At 73.9% G+C, this 23,215-nt stretch carries 17 protein-coding genes; 2 read left to right on the plus strand and 15 right to left on the minus strand.

Features of this window, described 5'->3' with window-relative positions:
- Positions 1 to 129: 129 nt before the first annotated feature.
- The gene (gene dxr / locus QOL16_RS09650; protein ID WP_065959206.1) at positions 130 to 1,218 is read right to left on the minus strand and encodes a 1-deoxy-D-xylulose-5-phosphate reductoisomerase; all 1,089 of its coding nucleotides are present in this window, start codon (positions 1,216 to 1,218) and stop codon (positions 130 to 132) included.
- A 60-nt stretch (positions 1,219 to 1,278) separates the two neighbouring features.
- Here dxr and QOL16_RS09655 point away from each other — a divergent pair, with 60 nt between their 5' ends.
- Positions 1,279 to 1,779, plus strand: coding sequence for a hypothetical protein (locus QOL16_RS09655; protein ID WP_071282636.1), 501 nt, complete (start codon positions 1,279 to 1,281; stop codon positions 1,777 to 1,779).
- An 81-nt stretch (positions 1,780 to 1,860) separates the two neighbouring features.
- Here the strand turns inward: QOL16_RS09655 and QOL16_RS09660 are convergent, their stop codons facing one another.
- Together QOL16_RS09660 and QOL16_RS09665 are read right to left on the minus strand one after the other, a co-directional pair.
- Positions 1,861 to 2,832 (minus strand): FKBP-type peptidyl-prolyl cis-trans isomerase, encoded by a 972-nt coding sequence (locus QOL16_RS09660; protein WP_071247312.1) that lies wholly within the window; start codon positions 2,830 to 2,832, stop codon positions 1,861 to 1,863.
- A 6-nt stretch (positions 2,833 to 2,838) separates the two neighbouring features.
- Positions 2,839 to 3,315: an OsmC family protein gene (locus QOL16_RS09665; RefSeq protein ID WP_071282638.1), complete on the minus strand. Its 477-nt coding sequence runs from the start codon at positions 3,313 to 3,315 to the stop codon at positions 2,839 to 2,841.
- Positions 3,316 to 3,422: 107 nt separating this feature from the next.
- Between QOL16_RS09665 and QOL16_RS09670 the strand changes: the two genes are divergently transcribed.
- The gene (locus QOL16_RS09670; protein ID WP_071282640.1) at positions 3,423 to 4,415 is read left to right on the plus strand and encodes an asparaginase; all 993 of its coding nucleotides are present in this window, start codon (positions 3,423 to 3,425) and stop codon (positions 4,413 to 4,415) included.
- An 85-nt stretch (positions 4,416 to 4,500) separates the two neighbouring features.
- Here the strand turns inward: QOL16_RS09670 and QOL16_RS09675 are convergent, their stop codons facing one another.
- The 12 genes from QOL16_RS09675 to QOL16_RS09730 all read right to left on the minus strand — a co-directional run bounded on the left by QOL16_RS09675 (position 4,501) and on the right by QOL16_RS09730 (position 23,214).
- On the minus strand, positions 4,501 to 5,175 hold the full coding sequence (locus QOL16_RS09675) for a hypothetical protein (protein WP_139266302.1): 675 nt from the start codon (positions 5,173 to 5,175) through the stop codon (positions 4,501 to 4,503).
- A 423-nt stretch (positions 5,176 to 5,598) separates the two neighbouring features.
- Positions 5,599 to 7,545 carry a zinc-ribbon domain-containing protein gene (locus QOL16_RS09680; protein WP_290439167.1) on the minus strand — a complete coding sequence of 649 codons (1,947 nt, stop codon included), beginning with the start codon at positions 7,543 to 7,545 and terminating at the stop codon, positions 5,599 to 5,601.
- Positions 7,542 to 10,004 carry a transglutaminaseTgpA domain-containing protein gene (locus QOL16_RS09685; protein ID WP_065959228.1) on the minus strand — a complete coding sequence of 821 codons (2,463 nt, stop codon included), beginning with the start codon at positions 10,002 to 10,004 and terminating at the stop codon, positions 7,542 to 7,544. The genes QOL16_RS09680 and QOL16_RS09685 overlap by 4 nt, the downstream gene beginning before the upstream one ends.
- A complete protein-coding gene (locus QOL16_RS09690) occupies positions 10,001 to 11,389 on the minus strand; it encodes a DUF58 domain-containing protein (RefSeq protein ID WP_083229953.1) in 1,389 nt (462 codons plus the stop codon). The genes QOL16_RS09685 and QOL16_RS09690 overlap by 4 nt, the downstream gene beginning before the upstream one ends.
- Positions 11,386 to 12,357: a MoxR family ATPase gene (locus tag QOL16_RS09695; protein WP_065959230.1), complete on the minus strand. Its 972-nt coding sequence runs from the start codon at positions 12,355 to 12,357 to the stop codon at positions 11,386 to 11,388. The genes QOL16_RS09690 and QOL16_RS09695 overlap by 4 nt, the downstream gene beginning before the upstream one ends.
- A 67-nt stretch (positions 12,358 to 12,424) precedes the next feature.
- Positions 12,425 to 18,241, minus strand: a complete 5,817-nt coding sequence (locus tag QOL16_RS09700; RefSeq protein ID WP_139266303.1) for an Ig-like domain-containing protein — start codon at positions 18,239 to 18,241, stop codon at positions 12,425 to 12,427.
- Positions 18,238 to 19,647, minus strand: a complete 1,410-nt coding sequence (locus tag QOL16_RS09705) for a serine/threonine-protein kinase (protein ID WP_071282646.1) — start codon at positions 19,645 to 19,647, stop codon at positions 18,238 to 18,240. Before QOL16_RS09705 ends, QOL16_RS09700 begins: the two co-directional genes overlap by 4 nt.
- Positions 19,648 to 19,790: 143 nt before the next feature.
- Positions 19,791 to 20,612: a PP2C family serine/threonine-protein phosphatase gene (locus tag QOL16_RS09710; protein WP_065959237.1), complete on the minus strand. Its 822-nt coding sequence runs from the start codon at positions 20,610 to 20,612 to the stop codon at positions 19,791 to 19,793.
- Between the two features lie 43 nt (positions 20,613 to 20,655).
- Complete coding sequence (locus QOL16_RS09715; protein WP_071282648.1) at positions 20,656 to 21,477, minus strand: FHA domain-containing protein; 822 nt, start codon at positions 21,475 to 21,477, stop codon at positions 20,656 to 20,658.
- Between the two features lie 2 nt (positions 21,478 to 21,479).
- Positions 21,480 to 22,094, minus strand: coding sequence for a hypothetical protein (locus QOL16_RS09720; protein WP_065959242.1), 615 nt, complete (start codon positions 22,092 to 22,094; stop codon positions 21,480 to 21,482).
- 89 nt (positions 22,095 to 22,183) lie between these two features.
- The gene (locus QOL16_RS09725; RefSeq protein WP_370692574.1) at positions 22,184 to 22,954 is read right to left on the minus strand and encodes a YaaA family protein; all 771 of its coding nucleotides are present in this window, start codon (positions 22,952 to 22,954) and stop codon (positions 22,184 to 22,186) included.
- Positions 22,951 to 23,214 (minus strand): F0F1 ATP synthase subunit epsilon, encoded by a 264-nt coding sequence (locus QOL16_RS09730; protein WP_065959246.1) that lies wholly within the window; start codon positions 23,212 to 23,214, stop codon positions 22,951 to 22,953. Before QOL16_RS09730 ends, QOL16_RS09725 begins: the two co-directional genes overlap by 4 nt.
- Between the last annotated feature and the right edge of the window lies 1 nt (position 23,215).

Genomic DNA, 23,215 nt, shown 5'->3' on the forward strand with positions numbered 1-23,215 from the left:
CCGTCCGGTCTGGAGGCGCGGTGCACGTGACGCGCACCCGTCGCGTCGCCACGCGGCCGGGTCGCGTGCCCCGCGCACGTCGACGGGTCGTCGAGGAGGCGGTCGCGTGGCGCCGACCGCATCGGCGCGTCAGCGCGACAGGACGCGGTCGGCCGTGTCGCGGGCCCACCGCTCGGCGGCGAGCACCCCGTCGAGCGACGGCTCCCCCGCCGTGTGCGCGTCGACGACCCGGCGCACCGTGTCGACGATGTCGAGGAACCCGATGGCCCCCGCGTGGAAGGCGGCGACGGCCTGCTCGTTGGCCGCGTTGAACACCGCGGGGAACGTGCCGCCGAGGACCCCGACGTGCTTCGCGAGGTCGACGGCCCCGAACGCCTGCGTGTCCAGCGGCTCGAACGTCCAGGTGCTCGCGGTCGTCCAGTCGAGCGGGACGCCGACGCCCCGGACGCGGTCCGGCCACGCCAGGCCGAGGGCGATCGGGAGGCGCATGTCCGGCGGCGACGCCTGCGCGATCGTCGAGCCGTCGACGAACTCGACCATGGAGTGCACGATCGACTGCGCGTGCACCGTGACGTCGATGCGGTCGTAGGGCACCCCGAAGAGCAGGTGCGCCTCGATGACCTCGAGGCCCTTGTTCACGAGCGTCGCCGAGTTCGTCGTGACGACGAGCCCCATGTCCCAGGTGGGGTGCGCGAGCGCCTGCGCCGGGGTGACGTCCACGAGCTCGGCGCGGGAACGGCCGCGGAAGGGGCCGCCGCTCGCGGTGAGGACGAGCCGGCGGACCTCCGCGTCCGACCCCGACCGCAGCGCCTGGGCGATCGCGGAGTGCTCGCTGTCGACCGGCACGATCTGCCCGGGTGCCGCCGCTGCCTGCACGAGCGGGCCGCCCACGATGAGGCTCTCCTTGTTCGCGAGGGCGAGCGTCGCGCCCGTGCCGAGCGCCGCGAGCGTCGGACCGAGACCGACCGAGCCGGTGATACCGTTCAGGACGACGTCGGCCTCGACGCTGCGGACCAGGCGCTCGGCGTCGGCGGCGCCGAACGCGGTGTCCGTGACCCCGAAGCGCGCGGCCTGCTCGGCGACGAGGTCACGGTTGCTGCCGGCGGTGAGCCCGACGACCTCGAAGCGGTCGGGGTTGCGGGCGACGACGTCCAGGGCCTGCGTGCCGATCGAGCCGGTGCTGCCGAGGACGACGATGCGGCGCTTCGGGAGGTCCATGACGTCACCCTATCCAGGCACCCCTTGTCGGCGGGGTGTGATGTGTGGAATTTTGGCATAATGAAAGCGACTAAGCGATTCCTCCCCGCGCTCATCACGACCACGCTCACGGCGCTCGCGCTGGTCGGAGCCGTCCCCGCCGCCGCTCACGCAGCTGGCCCGGCATCGGAGACCGACGAGCTGACCCGACTCCGCGCGCTGAGCAACGCGCAGTCTCGTGAAGCGATCGACGCGCTCCTCGACGGTGACGACCCGGTCTCCCTCTACGTCGACGCACGTACTGGGGAGGTCCTCGCCGCCGAGGCCGTCGCCGACCGAGCGCTCAACCCGATCGGACCGGGATGCACGTCCACGAGCGTCTGCATGCGGAGCATCACCGGCACCCCGTACGGCCTGGCCGGGAGTGGTACGCGCACCGGCTCGTGGAAGAAGATCATCAGCTACTCGACCGGTGACCGTCGGACCAGTTTCTGGGCTTCGAACAGTATGGCGTACACCTACCGAGCGAACGCGACCGTCACCTTGAACGTCACGGTCACCATGACCAAGGTCCAGCGCTGACGCCTTCCCGACACGGCAGAGGGCGGCGAGCAGTTGCTCGCCGCCCTCTGCCGTGCGGGTGGGCAACCCGCCGGGACGGCCTCAGCCGAGCGCGAGGATGTCCACGACGAAGACGAGCGGAGCGTTCGCCGGGATCCCCGAGCCCTCGCGCGGGTTCGCGCCGTACGCGTCCTCGGCCGTGGCGACGATGAGGACCTGCGAACCGACCTTCTGCCCGACGAGGCCGGTGACGAAGCCCTTGATCAGGCCCTGCTCGGAGACGGTGAACGTCGTCGGGGCGCCCTTCGACCACGACGAGTCGAACTCCTTGCCGCCGTCGAGCAGAACGCCCTTGTACTGCACGAGGGCGCTGTCCCCGTTCTGCACCTCTGGTCCGTCGCCCTGCTTCAGGACCTCGACCTGGGTCGTAGCGGGCGCCTTGTACCCGGACGGGATCGTGATCTCCGGCTCGCCGTCGGCCTTGTCCTTCACCGTCGGGAGCGCCGGGTCCTGCTGCTGCGGCGTACCGGTCGCCTTGGTCGGGGTCTTCGCGATCACGTCCGCCACGACGACGATGTCGCCGCTGGTGGTGAAGCCGAGCGCCGACGACGCGCCGATCGCCGCGACGCGGTCGCCGACCTTCGTGCACGCGAGGAGGGCCCCGAAGCCGGTCCCGCCGACCGAGAGCACCTGGGGGTTGCCCTGGTCGAAGCCGACCGCGCCGAGCTTCGAGGCGTCCTTCGCCTGGTAGACGGCGTAGGAGACCTGGGCGAACTCGCCCTTCTGCAGCTTCGCGCCGTCGCCCTGGGCCACCGTGGAGGCCTGGGGCGTCTTCGCGCTGAGTCCCTTGTCGAACGTGACGGTCGGCGCTTCCTTGCCGCCGACGGCCCCGGTCACCTTGATGCTCTTCGACGCCGACCCGGGCTTCGGGCACGTGGAGATCGGGGCGGCGGACGCGCTCGAGGACGCGCTCGGCGAGGCGGATGCGTCACCCGACCCCGAACCGGAGCAGGCGGCGAGTCCGAGCACGACGGCGGGGACGAGGGCGATCGGGAGCAGACGGAGACGCTTCACGGGGACCTAGTCTGCCGCACGGACCTTGGTGACCGACGCGTGGTGGACGGGGAACGCCACGGAGCGGGCGATGAAGCACAGCTCGTTCGCCCGGACGTGGGCTGCCTCGGCGTCGGCGACGCGGTCCGCCTCGAGGATCGTGACGACGGGGTGCAGTTCCGCAGCGGTGAGCTCGCCGGTGCCGTCGCGGTGGACGTCGAGCGCGGCGGTCGCGGTGTCGGTGTACTCGACGACCGTGAAGCCCTGCTGGACCGCGACGTACAGGTAGCTCATCATGTGGCACTGCGCGAGGGCCCCGAGGAGCATCTCCTCGGGGTTCCACCGGGCGGCGTCGCCGCGGAACGTGGGGTCGGCGGAGCCGGGGACGTCGGGCTTGCCCGGCGCGGAGACGAGGTGCTCACGGCCGTAGTCGCGGTAGCCGCTCGTCCCGGTGCCGCGGTCGCCGGTCCAGCGGACGGAGACCTCGTAGGAGTGGTCGCTCACGGTGGCCCTTCGTCGGTGGTGCGGTGCTGTCGGTGCCGGTGGCGGCGGTGGCGGTGGCGGTGCGGTGGTGGCGGTGCTGGCGGCGCGGTCGTCGGTACGCTTGCGCCATGCCGGTGAGCCACGACGTCCGCACTGATCGCCATCCTCTCACCGCGGAGGGCTCGGTCGAGCTCGCGGTGCTCGACCGGAACGGCTTCGACGAGAGCCGACACCTCGGTGCCGGCGTCGTCGTGGCCGCCGACGGCACGGTGCTCGACCGCGTCGGGGACCCGTCGGCGAGCATCTGGCCGCGGTCCACGATGAAGCCCTTCCAGGCGCTCGCGATCCGGGCGGCCGGCGCGGACTTCAGTGACGAGGAACTCGTGCTGACCACGGCGAGCCACGCCGGCACCGCGGCGCACCAGGCACTCGCCCTCCACATGCTCGAGTCGTTCGACCACGTCGAGGCCGACCTCGGCTGCCCGCCGGACATGCCCTTCGACCGCGCGACCGGGCGGACCATGACCGAACCGCGTCGTCTCGCGATGAACTGCTCGGGGAAGCACGCGGGCATGCTCGCCGCGTGCCGGGTCAACGGCTGGGACGAGGCGTCGTACCTGGACCCGTCGCACTCCCTGCAGCAACGGGTCCGTGACGTCGTCGAGGCGTACACCGGCGAGGTCGTCGACGTGGTCGGGACAGACGGCTGCGGTGCACCGGTCTTCCCGTTGACGCTGACCGGCCTGGCGCGCGGCATCGCGGGCGTGACGGCCCGGAGCGACTCGGACAGCGCCGCCCTCGTGGACGCAGTGCTCGACCACCCGTGGGCGATCGACGGCGTGGGCCGGGCGAACACGGTCGCCATCGAGCGGCTCGGTGTGCTCGCGAAGTTCGGGGCCGAGGGCGTCATGGTGATGGGTCTGCCCGGTGGTCCGGCCGTCGCGGTGAAGACACTCGACGGCTCGCACCGGGCGGGGACCCTCGCAGCGTTGACCCTGCTCCAGCGCAACGGTCTGGTGGACGAGGCAGGGGTCGCCGACGTCATGGCTGCGACCGGCGAGCGGGTGCTCGGCGGCGGCGTCCCCGTCGGTGCCGTGCGCGCGGGGTCCGGGCTGCGCTGAGCGCGCCAGAGCACCGATCGAGCCGGGCGACCCCCGCACTGCACCTGCGGTGCTGCGGGGCGGCTCCGCAGACCTGTGCGGTGTCTCACGGCGTTCCCCCGCTCCGGGCGGGCACACGGGGAACGTGGTCCGGCTCGAGGAGCGGCAGCACCGGCTCGACGGCCCGCGCGACGGTGCCGTCACGGGTCCGCAGGGTGCACCCGTAGCGGCTGACCTCGACGAGGGCGTCCCACGCCCGCGGCAGCTGCTGGAGTCCGGGGACCAGGACGACGGTCGCCACGATCGCCGGCCCGTCGTCGACGAAGCCCACGGCGACGCTGGTGCTCGCGGGCAGCGGGGTCCCGGTGGACGACAGGGACGGCGTGCACGATCCGTCCGTCGGATCGACCGCGATCGGCGGCGGGACAGCGACCACCGAAGTGCTCACGTCGCGGTGCACGTCGTCGGACGAGCACCACCGGACACGCTCGTCGCCGCCCGGTCCCGTGGCCTGGTCCTCCCCGGGCAGGACGGGCGCGGGCGACCCGCCGTCACGGGCGCTCAGGAGCTCGTCGGGGTCGGCCGATCCGGCGGCTCGGTCGCTGGCGAGCTGGTCGGCACCGGGCGGACCTCCCGCGCAGACACGCGCGAGCTGACCGGCGAGCCCGCGATGGACCGCCTCGGCCAGTGCGCCCCGTCCGAGGACGACCACGTGCGTGCTCCGCCCGGGAGGCCCGACCGGCAGCGTCACTCCGGTGCCGTCGGGCAGGGTGCCCAGCACGAGCCCACCCGACGCGGACGCGGACGACGACCACCCCGCTCCGGACCCGGACGGCTCCGGTGCGACGTCGGACCGAGCGGCGCCACCGAACGGATCCGGACCGGCGGGGGCGGTGATCCGGCGCGCACGGCGGGAGGGCGGCTCTGCAGGAGCACGGGGTGGCCCGCTCTCCGGGGATCGACGCACCGCTGCGTCCAGCAACGCACAGCACGCGGCCGTCGCGAGCAGGACGGCGCGCTGCGGACCCCCCAGCGACGCCGCGAACCCCGCCACCACGAGGAGCACGGCAGCGGGGACGAGGAGCCAACGGGCGAGGGACGGGGACACCGCACCAGGGCATCACAGCCCCCACCGTCGCGCGGTCGTCACGCCAGAACTGTGGAGACGGTTCCCCCACCACGAAAGTGTGGAGGAACCGCCCGGTCACTGCACCAGGAAGAACTGCTCCCCGATGTCGACCCGGGCACCGCGCTCGACGCGGTAGCGACGTCCCGGCTCACAACGGCGGATCGACCCGTCGATGTGCCGGATGACGGTGCCGTTGCCCGACGCCCGGTCCGAGACCCACAGGTCGTCGCCGTCTCGCCCGAACTCGAGGTGCGTCTTCGACACGGACTTGCCCGGGTCGTGGATCGTCAGCAGCTCGTCGAACCGCTCCGCCGGCTGCGGACGTGGGAGCCGTCCGAGCAGGCCGGAGCCGTGCACGTCGATCCGCTCACCGGTGCTGAAGTGCAGGACGAACGGCGCGGTCGAGGTGTGCTTCGCGACGATGCGCGTCTCCTCGACGTCCTCGTCGTCGTCGACCTCGTCGTCGTCCACCTCGTCGGCGTCGCCGCTCGTCGGAGCGGTGACGGAGCCGATCGGCGGGAGGACCGGACCGGTCGAACCGGGCAGGGGCGGCAGCGGTGCAGCGGTGGGCGGACGGGACGACCAGGTGGCCGACGCCTGCGGAGCCGAGGGCGGCGCGGCCGGGGCACCCGGGACCGGCGGCAGCGGCGGCAGGACCACCCGCGGGGTCTCGTCGACGTCCGCGCCGATGTCGTCCGTCCCGTCGAGGTCAGCCGAGGTGTCGAGGTCGCCTGACGCATCGAGGTCATCGGACGCGTCGAGGGCACCCGACGCGTCGAGGTCACGACCGTCGTCCCGTCCGGACGGACGTGCAGCCACCTCGTGCTCGCGGGCGGCACCTGGAACGTCGAGGTCGACCCGGTCGTCGCCGACGAGGTGGTGATCGGTGTCCCCCGCGACACCGGGCGCGACGGCGGCGTCACCGGCCGCACCGGCGTCCGCCGCGTCGTCGGTGTCACCCGCTGCGCCGGCGTGCGTGTCGGTGTCCAGCTCGTCGCGGTCGGTGGCGGCCCAGTCCGGCCGTGCGATCGGCAGCGGGACGACCGGCCCGGTGAACGCAGCGGTCACCGCGGGGCGGACCGCACCGCACTCCGCGCAGAAGATGTCGTCCGGCTCCAGGGTGTGTCCGCAGACGTGACACGTCGTCGGACCACTGCCCGGGGTCACGAGCGGCGTGGGGCGCGGTGGTCGACGGTCGACGAGGGGCTCCACGACCGCGGTGTCCCCCGGCTGGGCTCCATGGTCGGTCCCCGCGCTCGTCGAGGACGTGGTGGCCACGTCCTCGTCGACCGCGGCAGGGGTCACGGGTTCGCGACCGATCCACCACGACGGCCGGGACGGCGCCACCGGTGCGGCTGGTGCCGGTGCGCTCCACGCCGGTGCGGCGGCCGGCGACCGCAGGTCGTCCCCGCCCGCTCCGGACGCGTCGGTGGAGGACCGCTCGTGGCGCTGCTGGCCTGCTGTCGGGTCGGTGGAAGCGCCGGAGGACGTGGCCCGGTCGAGGTCCGGTCGGGCGGCGGCCGGTCGGTCGACGTCCGGACGGGCGGTCAGCTCGTCGACGTCGGTCGCCGCGGCGGGTCCGGCAGGGTAGGCGTCCGGGTCGAGGGCCGGCTCGTCCGGTTCGGCCGACGGCTCGTCTCGGAAGCCGTCGCCGCCTGCAACGGCGTCGTGCCGCTGCCCGCTCGTCGGCACCACGGCAGGGGGTGCGGGACGGGCCGCGCGCGGGGCCTCGTCCGCGTACCCGCGGTCCGTCGGTCGGGGCCGGTCCGCCGCGCGGTCTGCACCGGTGAGCCACGCGCGCGTGGCCGGGTCGAGGGTGGCCTCGGGCAGCCAGGCGTCGGACGCGGGGTCGGTCCGGGTACCGTCGCGGCCGGGTTGCTGCAGGGGCGGCGGGGTGGCGTGGTCGTCGAGGGTCACGGGTGCCGGTCGGCGGTTCGCCGAGACGGTGACCGATCGGCCGCACTCACCACAGAAGATCGCCCCGTCGGGGAGCATCGATCCGCAGTGTTCGCATCTGATCACGGTGTGTCGTCCTCACTCGGCCGTCCACGACGCTCGCCGGCCTCCGGTCCATGGTAGTCGCGCCGCCCCGGACGCCCCCGGTGGCCCAGGAGTCCCCGTCCGAGCCAGCCCGACTCTCCCGTCAGCGAGCGCAGTGAGACCGCTGCCCGCCACCGCTGGCGTCGCGTCCGTCCGTCGCGGAGGGACCGCACTGCCTCGGTCGCAGCACTCCACATCCGGTCGGCGGTGCCGTCGTCCGTGTCGTCCGGTCCGAACACCGAGCGGTCCGCCAACGCCGCGAGTCCGCTGCCACCCTCGCCCGGAGCTCCGACGACGGCCTCCCGGCGCGTGGCCGCACGCGAGACGTCGTGACCACGGTCGAGCAACGCGTCGCGGTACTCGTCCCACGCACCGACGATTCGTGCGCGGGCACTCGGTGCGCGGCGACGGCGACGACGACGGAGCCGCTTGATCGACACGACCACCGCCGACGGGAGCAACACGAGGGCCGCGAGGCCGAGCACCGCGAGGACCCACGGCAGCGCGGCGAGGAGGATCTGCAGCCAGAGCGGTTGCACGGGTGGCGTGGTCCGGTCGCTCTGCGGCGGTGCCTGCTGGTCCTGGTCCTGCTGCTCGACGGGCGGCGGCGGCACGACCGTCTCGGGCCGGGTGACGGGCTCCGGCGTCTGGTCCTGTTCGTCGGGGATCTCGCGCACGACGGGGTTCGGGTTGAGCATCACCCAGCCCCACTGTGCGGTGTCGACCTCGAGGCGTGCGGTGACGTCGGACCCGCGGAACGTCGTCGTCGTGTCCGTCCCTCCGCTCGTCGCGGCGCCGGGGCCGGCGCCGCCACCGGAGTCGCCGCCGGAGTCGCCGCCGGCGGTGAAGCCCATCACGACCCGCGCAGGGAACCCGAGCTGCCGCGCGAGCAGGGCCGCCGCGACCGCGTACTGCTCCTGGTCGCCGATCATCACGGGCGCCGTGAGGAGCTCCTGGATCCGGTCGGCGCCGTGTCCGGACCGGCTCGTGCGGTCGTCGCCGACACCGTGGCTGACGTAGCCGGTCCGCTGCAGCTCGCGGATCGCGTCGAGGAGCGCCGAACCGGGCGCCCCGGAGCCGGGCGCACCGGCCCGCTCCCGGACGGCGTCGGGGACACCGGTGGGGGTGGGGACGGAGGCCGTGCCCGGTCGCGCGGACGCGAGCTCGTCCTCCGACGGCTGGTCGGGCAGGACGGCGCGCAGTTCGTAGGTCGTCCCGTCGTCGACCCCGCCGACGACCGCGCCCGTGCTCGTCGTCCGGTCGTAGAAGAAGGCCCCGCGGTCCGCCTCGGCCTCGCGGCCGGTGAAGGTGACGGACGACAGGTCGCCGACGGTCGGGAGCCAGACACCGCGGTAGCCCTCGACGCGCACACCGACCCGGACGTCCGTCCCGGTGGTGCCGCTCGTGTCCACCGACGTGGGGACGCGCTCGAACGTGCCCGACGGCGAGGCGTCGTCGCTGCCGCCCACGCGGTAGACGACGCCGTCGTAGGTGTCGAGGGTCGCGATCCGGACGAACCCGCCGCGGGGCAGACCGGTGACGCGCAGCTGCGGCGCGTCGGACGTGCCGCGCTCCTCGTACGCCCGGAACCCGCTCAGCGGACTGACCTCGTCCCGGGGGTCGAAGGGCTTCACGACGTCGGTGCGGGCGACGGTGCGGGGCGCCGCGGGCGGTGCGACGAGCCCGAGGCCCGTCGCGACGACGGCCGCGGCGACGATGGTCCCCGTCCCGACGAGTGCGGGCCGCAACACCGATCGCCACACGGGCACCCGAGCGCCGACCGTCGCCGCGACGGCCGCGGCGCGTCGGACGTGCCGCACCGTCAGCGCCCAGACGAGCGCGATCCCGGCCAGGGCGACGGCGGTCGCGATCGACACGTCGAGGCGGGCGGGGCCGACGACGACACCGGCCCCGAACACGACGAACGCCGGGATGCTCGCCAGTTCCGGACGGGAGGCGCGGGTCGCCACGCTCACGGACGTCACCGTCGCGACGAGGAGCGTCACGAAGAACGGCACGAGCAGCGACTCGTAGGACCCCACCGGCAGCGAGATGGTCACCAGTCGCTTCCAGTCGAGGGCGACCCCGGCGAACAGGTGCAGCAGTCCGGCGCCGCTCGGCAGGATCCCCACGGCTTCGCCGGGCACCGCTGCCGGCACACCCGTGAGGGCGAAGGCCGCGACCGTGGCTGCGCCGACGACGACGGCGGGGAGCCTGGCGAGCGCACCGCCGAGCGCGACCACGGAACCGGCGACGACCGCGGTCACGGCCGCGGTGGTCATCGCACCGTCCTGGTACACGGGCCACCAGGACGTGCTCGCGAGGGCGAGGAGGAGCCAGACGACCGCGGTGCTGATGACGACCCGCAGCGGCTCCCAGCGGGCCGCGGTCCGTCGGGCCGACCGGCGCGCACCGGCTCGTGTCTGCGTCGCGACGCTCATGCCGCGCCCTGCCGGTGCAGTGCGTGCCGGAGGTCGTCGAGGTACCCGACGGTGACGACCGTCAGGCCCGCGATGCGGAGGAGACCGGGTCGCGCCTCGGGTTCGCAGACGACCGCGACGACCTCGACGCCGACGGGGAAGCGCGTGGCCGCGAGGCGGAGCGCGGCGAGTCCGACGGTCGACCCCACCACGAGGAACGCGACCGAGATCCCGGCCGTGTCCGCGCCGACGATCCGGGCGACCTCGGCGACGGGCAGGCAGGAGTCGGAGAGCCCGACGGTGGCGAACGCGTCGAGGAGCCGGGTCGGCGTGACCGTCGGCAGCTGCTGCACCGCGTAGACCGCGCGCTTGGCGTACGCGGGTGTCGGTGCCGAGACGACGACCGACACGTCGCGGCCGTCACGCACCGCGCGCGCGCCGAGCGAGGCCGCCGCACTGACCGCGAGCTCGAACTCGTCGTCGTCCGCGTACTCGCTCCGCGAGACGCCGAGTGCGACCACGAGGTGCGATCGCCGGGTGTCCTCGAACTGCCGCACCATGAGGGCACCCGACTTCGCGGTCGACCGCCAGTGGATCGTCCGGGGGTCGTCACCGGGGACGTACTCGCGGACGGCGTGGAACGCGATGTCCGACGGCGAGAGGTCGCTCGTCGCCTGCCCCTCGAGGTCACGCACGAGACCGGTGCTCGTCGACGGGACGGCGATCGTCCGCGGGTGCACGATCACCTGTTCGCGGCGCGTCCAGACGACCTCGCGGCGGACCAGCCCGACCGGGTCGGCGCGGACCCCGGTGACCGGCCCGACGTCGAGGACGCCTCGGCGCACCGTCGACACGGGGACGTGCTGTTCGGACGTGCCGCGCGGTGCGATCGCCGGGAGGGCGACGTCGATGAGCCCGGTGCCGACCGGGACCTCGACGGTCGTCGGCACCGACGGCAGGCGCGCAGGGTTCTCGGCCGTCACCACCACGGTGGCCTGGTCGTCGACCGCGACGCGGTGCTGTGGCAGGTCCATCCGCACGACGAGGCGCGAACGCCCGACGAGCGCGACGGCCGCGACGACCGCGAGCACGGCACCCGCGAAGCCGACCACGACGACCTCGCGCAGCCCGAACCGGTACCCCGCGACGAACGCGACGAACGTGACCAGGGCGACCGCCCAACCCAACCCGGTGACCACGGATGTGACCGCCGTCCACCCACGTCCGACGAGCCTCCAGACCGTCGACCAGGCCTTGGCGAGGCCGACGACCGCGTCGGCCACGACGCCGTCCCGCTCACCGACGAGCCGGGTCCGCACGTTGGTGAGGCCCGCGACGGTCCCGGTGCGGTCCGCCGCGTCGCCGGCACGGCGCGACCTGGTGGCGGTGGGGCGGTGGTCCGTCACGACGCCGCGCGGTCGGCGGGCGGCGGCGTCTCGACGAGCAGCTGCCCGACCACGCTCGTGGTGCTGACGCCGTCGAACTCGGCCTCCGCGTCGAGCACCAGACGGTGGGCGAGCACCGGGACCGCGAGGGCCTTGACGTCGTCGGGCGTCACGTAGTGGCGACCGTTCACCGCGGCGAGCACGCGTGCGGACCGCACGAGTCCCATGGCGCCGCGGACGCTCACGCCGAGCCGGACCTCGCTCGCCGAACGGGTGCCCTCGACGAGCCGTGCGACGTAGTCCGCGATGCTCGGGTCGACGTGCACGGTGCGCGCGAGCGCCGCCATCTCGGTGATGGTCGCGGCGGGCACGACGGCGGCGAGCGGGATCGACACCGACGGCGACGAGGCCGTCTCGAGGATGCGCACCGTCGCCGCGTGGTCGGGGTAGCCGATCGAGGTCTTCATGAGGAACCGGTCGAGCTGCGCCTCGGGCAGACGGTAGGTGCCGGCCTGCTCGACGGGGTTCTGCGTCGCGATCACCATGAACGGGGCGCCGAGGCGGTGCGTCACCCCGTCGACCGTGACCGCAGACTCCTCCATCGCCTCGAGCAGGGCCGACTGCGTCTTCGGGCTCGCGCGGTTGATCTCGTCGGCGAGGACGATGTTCGAGAAGACGGGGCCGCGGTGGAAGTCGAACTCCTGCGTGCGCTGGTCGTAGACGCTGATGCCGGTGATGTCCCCGGGCAGCAGGTCGGGCGTGAACTGGATCCGGTTCGTGGAGCCCTGCACGCTCTGGGCGAGCGCGCGCGCGAGGCTCGTCTTGCCGGTGCCCGGGACGTCCTCGAGCAGGAGGTGCCCCTCGCTGAGCATCGCGGTCACGGCGAGTCGGATCACGAACGTCTTGCCGAGGAGCACCTGCTCGACGTTCGTGACGATGCGGCCGGCGACGTCGGCGAACCAGGCGGCCTGCTCGGGGGTCATGCTCATGCGGTGGGTCCTCGTGGTGCTCGTGGTGCGGTAGGGGCAGCGTACGGGGCGGCGGTGCCGCCGTGGGTCACCCGCCGGTGCCTGTGGACGGCGGTGTCCCGGCGGGGGCGGCTTGGATCGCGCGCGTCGCACCGTCGGGGTCCTGCTGACCGGACACCGTCGCCTGCACCCGGATGGTGTCGAAGCCGGCGGGGACGGCGTCCGTGGTGGCCCAGGGTCTCCCGGTCGCCGGGTTCGTCGTCGAGCACGACCCGAACAGTCCGTTCGTGCAGTAGCTGATCCGGTACTCGCTCGGCGTGAGCTTGCCGTTGTTGTCCGGGGCGTTGATGACCGGAGACTGGCCGACCGTTGCCCCGGCGATGGTCGCACGCGTCGTGAAGGCCGTCCCCGTGACCGGTCCGCTCGCGGCGCAGTAGTCGCCGTCCGTCGCACACGACGTGAACACGATGCTGCTCTCCAGGCCGAAGCCCGCACCGGCTCCCGCCGACGCCGTCCCGTCGAAGCGCACGAGCGGGCCGCCACCGACCGAGTAGTACAGGAACGGGGACGTGGACGTCGCGCGCACGGTGAGGGTCCACGTCGACCGGTCCCCCGCGTCCTGGACGACCGAGACGGTGCCGGAAGGAGCCGACGGCGTCTCGAAGCCCTCGACGTCCGCGGGTGCCGATGCCGTGCAGAAGAGCCCGTTGTCGGCCAGCGCGACGTACCGGTAGCCGCTCGAGATCTGGTCGGTCGCGCTGGCAGCGTTCCAGACGCGCTCCGCACCCGCCGTCGAGCAGCCGCCCGGGATCGATGCTCCCGCCGGGTACTTCGCGATGCGCCAGCCCTGGCCGCCACCGCCCCAGTCCGACTCGGTCGCTTGCAGGTCGACCGCCGTGGTCGACCCGCTGCGCTGACCGGTCGCGCGCAACAGCGGCGTGGCCGGGCTGCCGACCGCCGTGCCCGAGGCCGACGCCTCGTTCCACTGCACGACCGAACCGTCACGGTCGGCCGCGTTCCGCGCCGACACCCGTACCTGGTAGGACTGTCCGCCCTGCACGCCGGTGAACGAGGTGCTCGTGGCGGTGCCGACGCTCCGGGTCGTGGAGAGCCCAGGACCGGTGACGGTGACGACGTGGTCCGTCACCGGCGTGCCGCCGTTCGGTGCGCCCACCGCGTCCCAGCGCACGTCGAGCTGGTTCGGCGTGCTCGTGTCCGGCGTCACGGTCAGGCCCTTCGGTGCGGCCGGCACGAAGTCGGCGCTGATCGGGACCGAGGTGGCCGAGGGCTCGGAGTCGCCGACGGCGTTCCTCGCGACGACCGAGAACCGGTACGACGCCGAGGGGTCGAGGCCCGTGACCGTGCACACGGTCGACGTGCCGCAGTCCTTCGACAGCCCGCCCGTGCCCAGCAGCCGGTACCCGGTGATCGGCGAGTTGTTGGCCTGCGGCGCCGACCACGACACCGTCGCCTGCCCGCCCTGGTACGACCCCGTGCGGGTGGGGGCACCCGGTGCGTCCGGGACGTCCTGCACCGAGACGGTCACGTCGCCCCACACGAAGCGGTCCGGGTCGTCCGTCGCGTCGGCGACCTGGTACTGCAGGTGCGCGTCGACCGGCTGTGCGCCCGCGGCGACCGCGACCTGGAGCCGGGACCGGTCCGCGCTCGGGGTCACCGACACCCCTGCGGGCAGCCCACCGTCCAGGCCGCGGATGGCGACCACGCGGAGCCGCTGCGCCGGGAACGGGTTGGTCGGCTGGTCGTTGTCGAGCACGTCGACGGTGGTCGACGTGCCGCGCTTCGTGACCGCCCGGTCCGCGCCGGGCTGCACGAGCGGCCGGGTGGACCCGACGACGTCGACCGTGACGACGCCCGACCGTCCGGCCGCAGCGGCGTCGGCCACGCCGATCCCGATCGATGCCGACGTGCCCTTCTGCGCCGAGTCGGCGACGTCGATGCGCAGCTGGCGGCCGTCGACGGTCGCGGTGGTGCCGGACCCGGGCCGGCTGACCACGGACCAGCGGAGCTCGTCGAGGTCGTCCGGGTACGGGTAGTCGGTGAGCTTGGTCAGGTCGATCGTGCGCGTGTCACCGGGCTGCAGGTCGAGCGTCGAGCCGGTGAACGCCGGCGGCTGGTTCGACCGGGGCGTCACCTTGATCGGCAGGACGAGGGTCGCCACACGCCCCTTGCCGCCGTTCGCACTCGAACCGTCGGTCACCTCGAACGAGATCGAGGCGCTGCCGTAGTAGAGCTTCGCCGAGGTGAACTGCAGGGTGGAGCGGTCGACGACGAGGTCGCCGCCGTCGGCGTGGGTCGCCTTGACCGTGCCCCGGTCGGTGATCTGCGCGGTCCGGCCGTTCGCGGTGACGACGTACCGGTCGAGCGGGATGCGCACCGTCGACTCGCTCGTCACCGTGATCGCGCCCGCGCTCCGGTCGACCTGGGGCAGGGCGTCGTCGAAGCCGGGGACGTGGATGAACCCGTAGGAGGTGACGTCGGGATGGTCCTCGCGGGTCACCGAGAACGGGATCACCTGCGACGCGTCGGTCAGACGCACCGCGATGCGACGGTCCGCCGTGACCTGGGCGGTGTCGCCGTACCCGTCGACGACGCCGACCCGGAGGCGGGACGTCGACCCCTCGGCGAAGAAGACGTTGCGGAGGACGTCGACCGTGACGCTCTGCCGTCGCAGGATGTCCTGCAGGTCGAGCACGGTGTCGTCGACCTCGGGGCGGAGGGGCCGGGCGTCGGGGTCGACGGTCACGGTCAGGAATGCCGTGCTCGACCCACCGGTCGGGTTCTCCACCGTGTACAGCACGGCGAAGTCCCCGCTCGTCGCGGTCCGTGGCGGGGTCACGCGGACCTGGCTCCCGCGCACGACCTTCGCCACCACGCCGTCGGCCGTCGGGGTCGCTGCCGTGACGCGCAGCTGGCCGCCCTCGGGGTCCGAGTCGTTCTGCAGCACCCGGACGGCGACGCTGCCGCCCGGTCGGATCGTGACGCGGTCGGGCTGCGCGACCGGGTCGGAGGCCTGCTCGGCGCGCGGCGCGATGCCGACGCGGACGGTCCCGGTCGCGCGCGCGCCGAGGGCGTCGACCACGGTGTAGGTGAACTCGTCGGTCCCGGCGGAGTAGTCGCCCGCCTCGTAGGTGAAGGCGTCCGTCGTGACGTCGCTGACCGACCCCTTCTCGGGGTTGTCCGCCACGCCGACGAGCTGGACGGAGTCGCCGTCCGGGTCGATGCCGTTCAGCGGGACGGTGACCCGCACCGACTGGCCGGCGACCGCCCGGGCCGTGACCGTCTTCGGGACCGGTGGGTTGTTCGTGGCCGCCTCGCGTTCCCGGACGGAGATCGTCACGGTGGCGTCGGCGTACTGGCCGTCGGGCCCGGCCACGCGGTACACGGCCGTGTGGCTGCCGGGCGTCTTCGGCGCGAGGTAGCGGAGCCGGTCGCCCGAGACGAACAGCAGCCCGCCGTCGCCCGGCACGTTCTGGACGAGCTCGGGCACGAGGGTGAGCGGCTCGCCCTCGGGCTGGGTGTCGTTCGCGAGGACGTCGATCTCGGCCACGTCCCCGACGCGCACCGTGGCGGTGTCGGCCTGGGCGACGGGCGGCTGGATCCGCTCGGGCCGTGGGATCTCGACGACCGTCACGGTGCCGGTCGCCGTCGCGAGCCCGTTCGACTCCGTGTAGCGGAAGGTCACCGGGCCGTCGAGCGGGGCCGTCAGGGTGACGCGGACCGTGTGCTGGTCGAGCACGGTGGCCTGCACGCCGGAGCCGCGGTCGGGCCCGTCGAGCGCGGTGACCATGAGCACGCCGCCGGCGGGGTCGGTGTCGGTGGCGGTCACGTCGGTGTCCTTCGTCGACAACGTCGCGACGAACACGGTCTTCGGCGTGGTGACCGGCGGCGTCGAGGCGTCGGGCGGCGCGAGCACGCCGACGCGCACGACGCCGCTCGTCGTCTTCGTGCCGTCGGTGACGGTGTACTCGAGCTGGTGGTCGCCGGCCGCCGTGCCCTCGACGCGGAAGGTCCCCGCGTCGTAGGCCGGCGTGACGGTGAGGCCGGAGGACGAGGACACGCTCGTCAGGGTCACCGTGCCGTTGCCGCCGCGCACGTGGTCGAGCGGACGGACCTCGAAGGGCTTCCCTGCGTAGCCCTGGACCGCGAAGGCGTCGGCACGCAGCGGCACCTGTCCGGGGTCGGCGACCCGCACGGTCATGGTGCCGCGGCCGTCGTCGCGGCCGTCGCTCACGACGAGCTGCACCGGTCGGTCCCCCGTGCGTCCGCTCTGGTTGCGGAAGTCGACGAGTCCGTCCGGCGTGGTCGACACGGTGTCGCCGTCCGCGGTCGCCGACCGCAGGTACACCGGGTCCCCGTCGGGGTCGACCCAGTCGGACAGCACGTTCGTGACGACGTGGCCGTTGCGCACGACGTCCGCCGACGTCGAGCGGACCTGCTGCGGGGGCTCGTTCTCGGACTCGGGCCGGACGGAGACCCGGACGGTGGCCGAGGCCGAGCCGCCGTTGCCGTCGGTGATCGTGTACGGGAACGAGATCGTCCCCGTGGCGTCCGCGGGCAGCGTGATCTGGAGACGCTGCCCGTCGCCGACGACGGCCACGGTGCCGGTGCGCGCGTCGACCGCACCGACGTCGGCGATCACCAGCGGGTCGCCGTTCGGGTCGTGGTCGTTCAGCAGCACCGGCAGGCTGGTGGTGCGACCGGGGCGGGCTCCGAGGTCGTCGTCGACGGCGACGGGCGGTTTCTGATCCTTGTCGACCTGGGGGTCGTCCGCGGAGACCTGCTCGCGCTGCTGCTCGTCGTCGCGTCGCACCAGGTCGGCCCAGTTGTCGATCAGCTGGCCGCTGCGGTCGATGGCCCAGGACCGGCCGCTCCGCGGGTCGTTCGCGACGACGGTGTCGCCGTTCCGCAGGATCTGCAGGTCGGCGACTCCGTCGGTGCTCGCGAGCCGCTGCACCGCTCGACCACGGCAGGAGTCGACGGCCTGTCCGCCGGCCCACGCCGCGTAGGTGCAGGACCCGACGACGACGGGCCGGGCCGCGCGGCCGGCGACACCGAGGGCGGTCGCCTCGACCTGCCCCGACGGGCTGACACGGACCAGCCCGGCGGTGCCCGCCACGACGAACGCAGCGGTACGGTCCGACGACCGTTGCAGTGCCGGGGCGCTCCCGATGCGGTCACCGAGGTCGACGGGGGTGCCGTCGACCGCCAGGGTGCCGGCGGTGCGGTCGAGCACCGCGACGTGCTCGCCGGAGGATGCCACCTGGAAGTCGTGGTCGCGGTCGGCGCGCACCTGCCAGCTGCGGTCGACCCGGAGCTGTGTCCCCACGTCGACGAGCGACGCGCGGCCGGTCCGCGGCGAGTAGACCGCGACGTGGTCGTCGGAGGCGTCGAAGACCGCGTCGGCGCCGAGCGTCAGGTCGGCCTTGGTGGCGGCGTCGAACCGCGCGAGCTCCGCGGCCGGGGTCGACCAGAGCTCGCCGGTGTCCGTGTTGCCGACGACCGCGGTGTCGCCGGCGAAGAAGACCTGCGGCGTCCCCGCCGGCAGCGTGACCGGGTCGCCCAGGGTGGCGTCCGCGACGTCCACCTTCGCCACGGTGCCCTTCGTGCGGTCGACGCTGTAGACCTCGCTGCCGCGCTGCAGGACGCCGAGGTCGTCGCTCGGGCTCTCGACGGCCGTGTTGAGCTCGAGCACCCCGGTGTTCGCCCGGCCGACCGCGCCGTACTCGGCCGAGGGCACCCACACGGTGCCGTCCCCGAGGTCGATGCGCTGCGTGTGGTACCCCGTGGACACCACGGCGGCGGTCGCCACGACCGCGCCGACCACCACGGAGGCGCCGAGCGTCACGACCGCGGACCGCCGCTTCGCGAGGAAGGCCCTGATCACCGTGCGCCACCGCTCGTCCCGCACCGCTCCGGGCTCGCGGTCCCGGTCTTGCCGTCGCGGTTCACGGCGACGGTGATGCACTCCTCGTCACCCGGGGTCCCCGAGACGACGAAGGTCGTCCCCGTCTGCTGGCTCGTCGCGCCGTCCGAGGTGATGACGTAGGTGTCGCCGGGGCGCACGCCGGGGTCGTCCCACGAGAACGACACCGCTCCCTGTGCGGACTCCGCACGGACGTCCGCCACGACCGGGATCGACGCCGTCCCGAGCCGCGTCACGACGAGGACGGTCGCGACGGCGAGGGCGACGACCACGAGCGCCGCGGCCGACGCGACCCAGACGACGGTCGAGCGCGTCCGCCGACGCGTCCGGGTCGCGGAGCCGGTCCGGTGGACGGTGCCGACGCTCTGGGCACCGACGGACGCACCGCCCTGCAGCGGGCGTCGCGTGCGCCGGCGTCGGCCGGCCCGGGCCTGCGGCAGGAGTTCGCGCACGACGGTGCGGTCCCGGTCGGCGCCGGGCATCGACGTGGCCCAGGCCTCGACCGCGACCTCGGCGGCGGTCTGTGGCAGCCCGAGCTCGGCCTCGACCTGCTGGAGGCCGCGGACGAGCTCGAGCACGGTCGACGGCCGCGCGGCGACCCGGCGGGACATCGCGGTCGCGAGCAGACGGTCGAGGGACGGCGGCACGTCCGGTCGGCCGATCGGCGGGACCCCGCCCTTGTCGATGCGCGCCATGAGGTCGGCAGCGCCGTTCTTCCCGCCCCGGACCTCGAACGGACTCCGCCCGGCGAGCAGGGAGTAGACCGTCGCGGCGAGGGAGTAGACCTCGGACTGCACGCTGCCGGTGGACTCGTCGGCCAGCACCTCGGGAGCGGACCACGGGATCGACATCCCGACGGGCTCGTTCGGGTCTGCCCCGCCGATCGTCGCCGCGATGCCGAAGTCGGACAGCACGGGGTTGCCGTACGCGGTCCGCAGGATGTTCGAGGGCTTCACGTCGCGGTGGAGCACGCCCTCGCGGTGCGCGGTCTCGAGCGCCGAGCCGATCCGCACGCCGATGGACAGGACCTCGGACACCGGCAGGGGTTGCCGGCGGTACCGCTCGCTGAGCGACGACGAGCACAGCTCCATCACGAGGTAGGGCCGTCCGTCGGCCGCCACGCTCGCCTGGAACACCGTGAGGATCGACGGGTGCGTGCTCAGGCGCGCCATCAGGTTCGCCTCGGCCTGGAACATCTGGCGCACGCGGTCGTCGACGACCTCGTCGAGCAACACCTTGACCGCGACCTGGCGTCGCGGCATGTCCTGCTCGTAGAGGAAGACGTCGGCGAACCCGCCGGAGCCGAGGACGTGCACCGGACTGGAGCCCGGGATGACGGGTGGGTCGGACGGCAGGCGTCGCGCCATCGTCGTCGTCCCCTCTCGTGGCGACCGGTCCCGGCGGACGGTCGGTGGTGTCGTCGCGGTGGTGCCATTCTACGAAGGGCCCACCGACGGCCCGGTGCCGCGGACTCCCCCGGCATCGCCCCCTCTTCGAGGGGCACCGGTGCTCAGTGGCGCGGGAGGGTGTCCTCGAGGTCGCTCTCCGCCGGGGCGCCGTCGACCTGGAGCACGACGACCGTGACGTTGTCGCGGCCACCGGCCACGACGGCGTCACCGACGAGGCGCTCGGCCAGCTCCTGGGCGCCGGGGACGCGTGCGGCGATGCGGCTGATGCCGACGTCGCCGAGCTCCTTGGTCAGGCCGTCGGAGCAGATGAGGTAGCGGTCGCCGGCCCGGAGCGGCAGCGTCCACCAGTCCGGGACCGGCGGTTCGCCGAACCCGACCGCCCGCGTGATCACGTTGCTGTCGGGGTGTTGCTCGGCGTCCTCGGCACGGAGCAGACCGGCGTCCACCATCTCCTGCACGACCGAGTGGTCGACCGTGACGCGGCGGAGCGTGCCGTCCTCGATGCGGTAGGTGCGGGAGTCCCCGACGTTGAACACGAGCGCCGCGGGCTGACCGTCAGAGGACACGAGCGCGAGCCCGGTCACCGTCGTCCCGGCGCCGAGCGCGTTGCCGCCCGCAGCACGTTCGATGTCGGCGGTCGCCAGGAGGAGTGCCTGCTGGATCTGCTTCCGCGACGAGAACGCACCGTCGACCGACTGCTCGAGCCGGCGGACCACCGCGTCGCTCGCACGGTCGCCGGCGAGGTGCCCACCCATGCCGTCGGCGACGACGAAGAACGGCGCCCCGACGAGGTAGCTGTCCTCGTTGTGGTCCCGTCGGCGTCCGACGTCTGTCGCGGCTCCCCAGGAGAGCGTGAGGACGGAGCCGTCGGCCCCGGGGACGTCGATGGCGTGCTCGGTGGCTGCTCGGCCGAGTTCGGTCACGGTTTCAGGGTCGCTCTCTGGGGGTTCGGGGCGTGCCGGCCGGTCAGCCGGTCACCGGTGCCGAGGGGACGGGCGGGAGACGGTCGGAGGAACCGACACGCAGGTGCGGCGACAGGACCTCGATGACGTTGCCGTCACCGATCTCGACGAGCGTACCGGTCAGGACGACGATCGAGGCACCCGCGGGCATGCGCGACGCGGCCGCCCCGGCGGGTCGGATCACGGTGCCGTTCGTCGAGCGCAGGTCCTCGACGACGACGGCCTCGCCCTCGGCGTGCAGGGCGACGTGCGACGACGAGACCTGACCGCTCGGCGAGGGCACGGTCACCAGCTCGGGTCCGGGTCCGGTCAGGACGCGGGGCGGCGACGGCCTGCGGCCGACGACGACGGGACGGTCGAGCCGGACCGTCCGACCGCCGACGCGGACGGACGGGACGCGCGTCCGGGTCGCCGTCGATCCCGTCCCGGGCACGCCGGTCTGGAGGCCCGACACACGGTGGTCAGGACGTCCCCCCGTGGTCGTCTGGTCGGTTCCGAGCGGGTGCGGCGGTCGGCTCACGAGGACGGTGTCGTCGTGTCGGCTCCGCACGATCGTGTCGTCCGGCGAGCCCCCGGCGCCGGGCGAGCCCGCTGCGCCGAACGACCGCGCGACGATGACCGTGTCCCCGAGGTCGTCGTGGTCCGGCCCCGTGACGACCGACGGGCGGGCCGCCCGCAGCACCGTGTCGTCCGCCGCACCGCCGCTGCAACGCCGATCAGCGTCCGCCGCTTCGACGAGCGCCCGCTGGGGCCGCGCCTGCTCGACGCCCGCCCGTGCTCCGACGTCGCTGACGGGCACCTCGCCGTCGTCGGTGTCTCGCTGCATGGTCACTCCACCGTAGACGATCCTGTCCGCCCCGTCGCGCCCCTGCTCGGTGTGCGGTCCCAGGACGGCCCGACGCCCAGGCGCACCGACCGCAGCACGAGCGCCGCGAGCGGGTCGTCCGACCACGTGTCGAGCGCGTGGCGGGCCCGGACCTCGGCCCGCGCGGACGAACCGAGTGCCCACGCACACCACGCACCGACGGCCAGCGCTCCGGCGGCGGCGATCGCGTCGTCGACCGACGAGGGGCCGTCACGCCGCCACGCCTGCCATGCTGCCGTCAGCCGGTCCCCCGCGCTCCGCACGACGGCACCGTCGGGTGCCGGTCCTTCGCCCCGCAGGGCCGGTGGCGTCGGCTCGCGGAACGGGTCGAACGGCACGACCGTGCGCGGATCGGGTCGGTCGACCGCGGTCAGGAAGCGCAGGATGGCGAAGCGGGTCGCGAGGGCCCCGCACGCCGTCCGCACGGTCGCGGACCGCAACCGGTCCGTGTGGGGCACGTCGGCCGGCGAGGTCGGCGCGACCAGCGCCGCGCACGCGGCGCGGAGGGTCACCGCCGCCGCGATCTCGCGGGGGTAGCGGGTCTGGGCAGCCGGGGTTCGTCCTGGAGTCGAGGTCATGCACGAGATCGTGACGTGGGCCGCGCCTCCAGACCGGTCGGAGCCGACCACCTGTGGAGGGAGGGCCGCGCCACCCGACCTGTGGAGGATCAGCCTGCGCGCGGTTCCAGGCTCTCCGCGACCAGGTCCCACCCGTCGGACGTGCGCTCGATCGCGACCCCGTTCGCGGCGGCCCACGCGAGCAGGTCCTCCATCGACCTCACGTCCGCACCCGTGCGACCCAGCAGGCCGACCATGCGGCCCTTCGCCGTCTTGTTCCAGTGGTTGAGCGCCTTCCGACGACCTCCGCCGTCGACGCTCACCACCCGCAGCGTCACCGCGTCGTCGACCGGGCCGAGGGCACGGTAGCCCCCCGACCGCAGGTCCAGGACCAACCCAGCACGCCGCTGCGCGATCGCCGCGCTCGAGGGCCCGGGCCAGTGCCGCGCGAGCTTGAGCGCACCGAGCCGCGCGTCGTGCGAGAGCCGGTACGCCGGGATCGGGTCGCCCGCGCCCACGGGCCCGAACATCGCCGACTGCACGACGACGTGCTCCGCCCACCACCGCCGCGTCGCGTCGTCGGCGGACGCCACGTCGAGGGGGTCGTAGAGGACGCCGGTGTAGCGCTCGATCGCCGACATGGTCGGCGACGTGTCGAGCGTCAGGTTCCGGAACCGTTCGGCGATCGACCGCGGTCCCAGCTTGAGGGCCGTCCGCGCGGTGGACTCCTCGGAACTGACGGAACGGGCCGCGGTGATCACCGCGGCCCGTTCGTCGGACAGTTCCGGGAAGGAGAGTGCACCCAGGTCGAGGGTGCGCTCCGGGTCCCCGCCCTCCCGCTTCGTCTCGGACGGCGGGAGGAGGACGGTCAGTCCGGTCAGGACGCCAGCGCGGCCTGCCGCGCCACGATCGTGACCGTGTCGTGCTCGACCGACAGGAAGCCGTCCTCGGCGTCCGCAGCCACCGTCGAGCCGTCGGCCCGGGTGATGCGGACCTGGCCCTGCGCGAGGGTCGCGAGCAGCGGCTCGTGTCCCGCGAGGATGCCGATCTGGCCCTCCGTCGTGCGTGCCACGACCATGGTGGCCTCGCCCGTCCAGACCTCACGGTCCGCCGAGACGACGCTCACGGTGAGTGCCGCCATG

Origin of the sequence: Curtobacterium sp. MCBA15_004, assembly GCF_001865055.2 — a bacterium.
Classification (GTDB): domain Bacteria; phylum Actinomycetota; class Actinomycetes; order Actinomycetales; family Microbacteriaceae; genus Curtobacterium.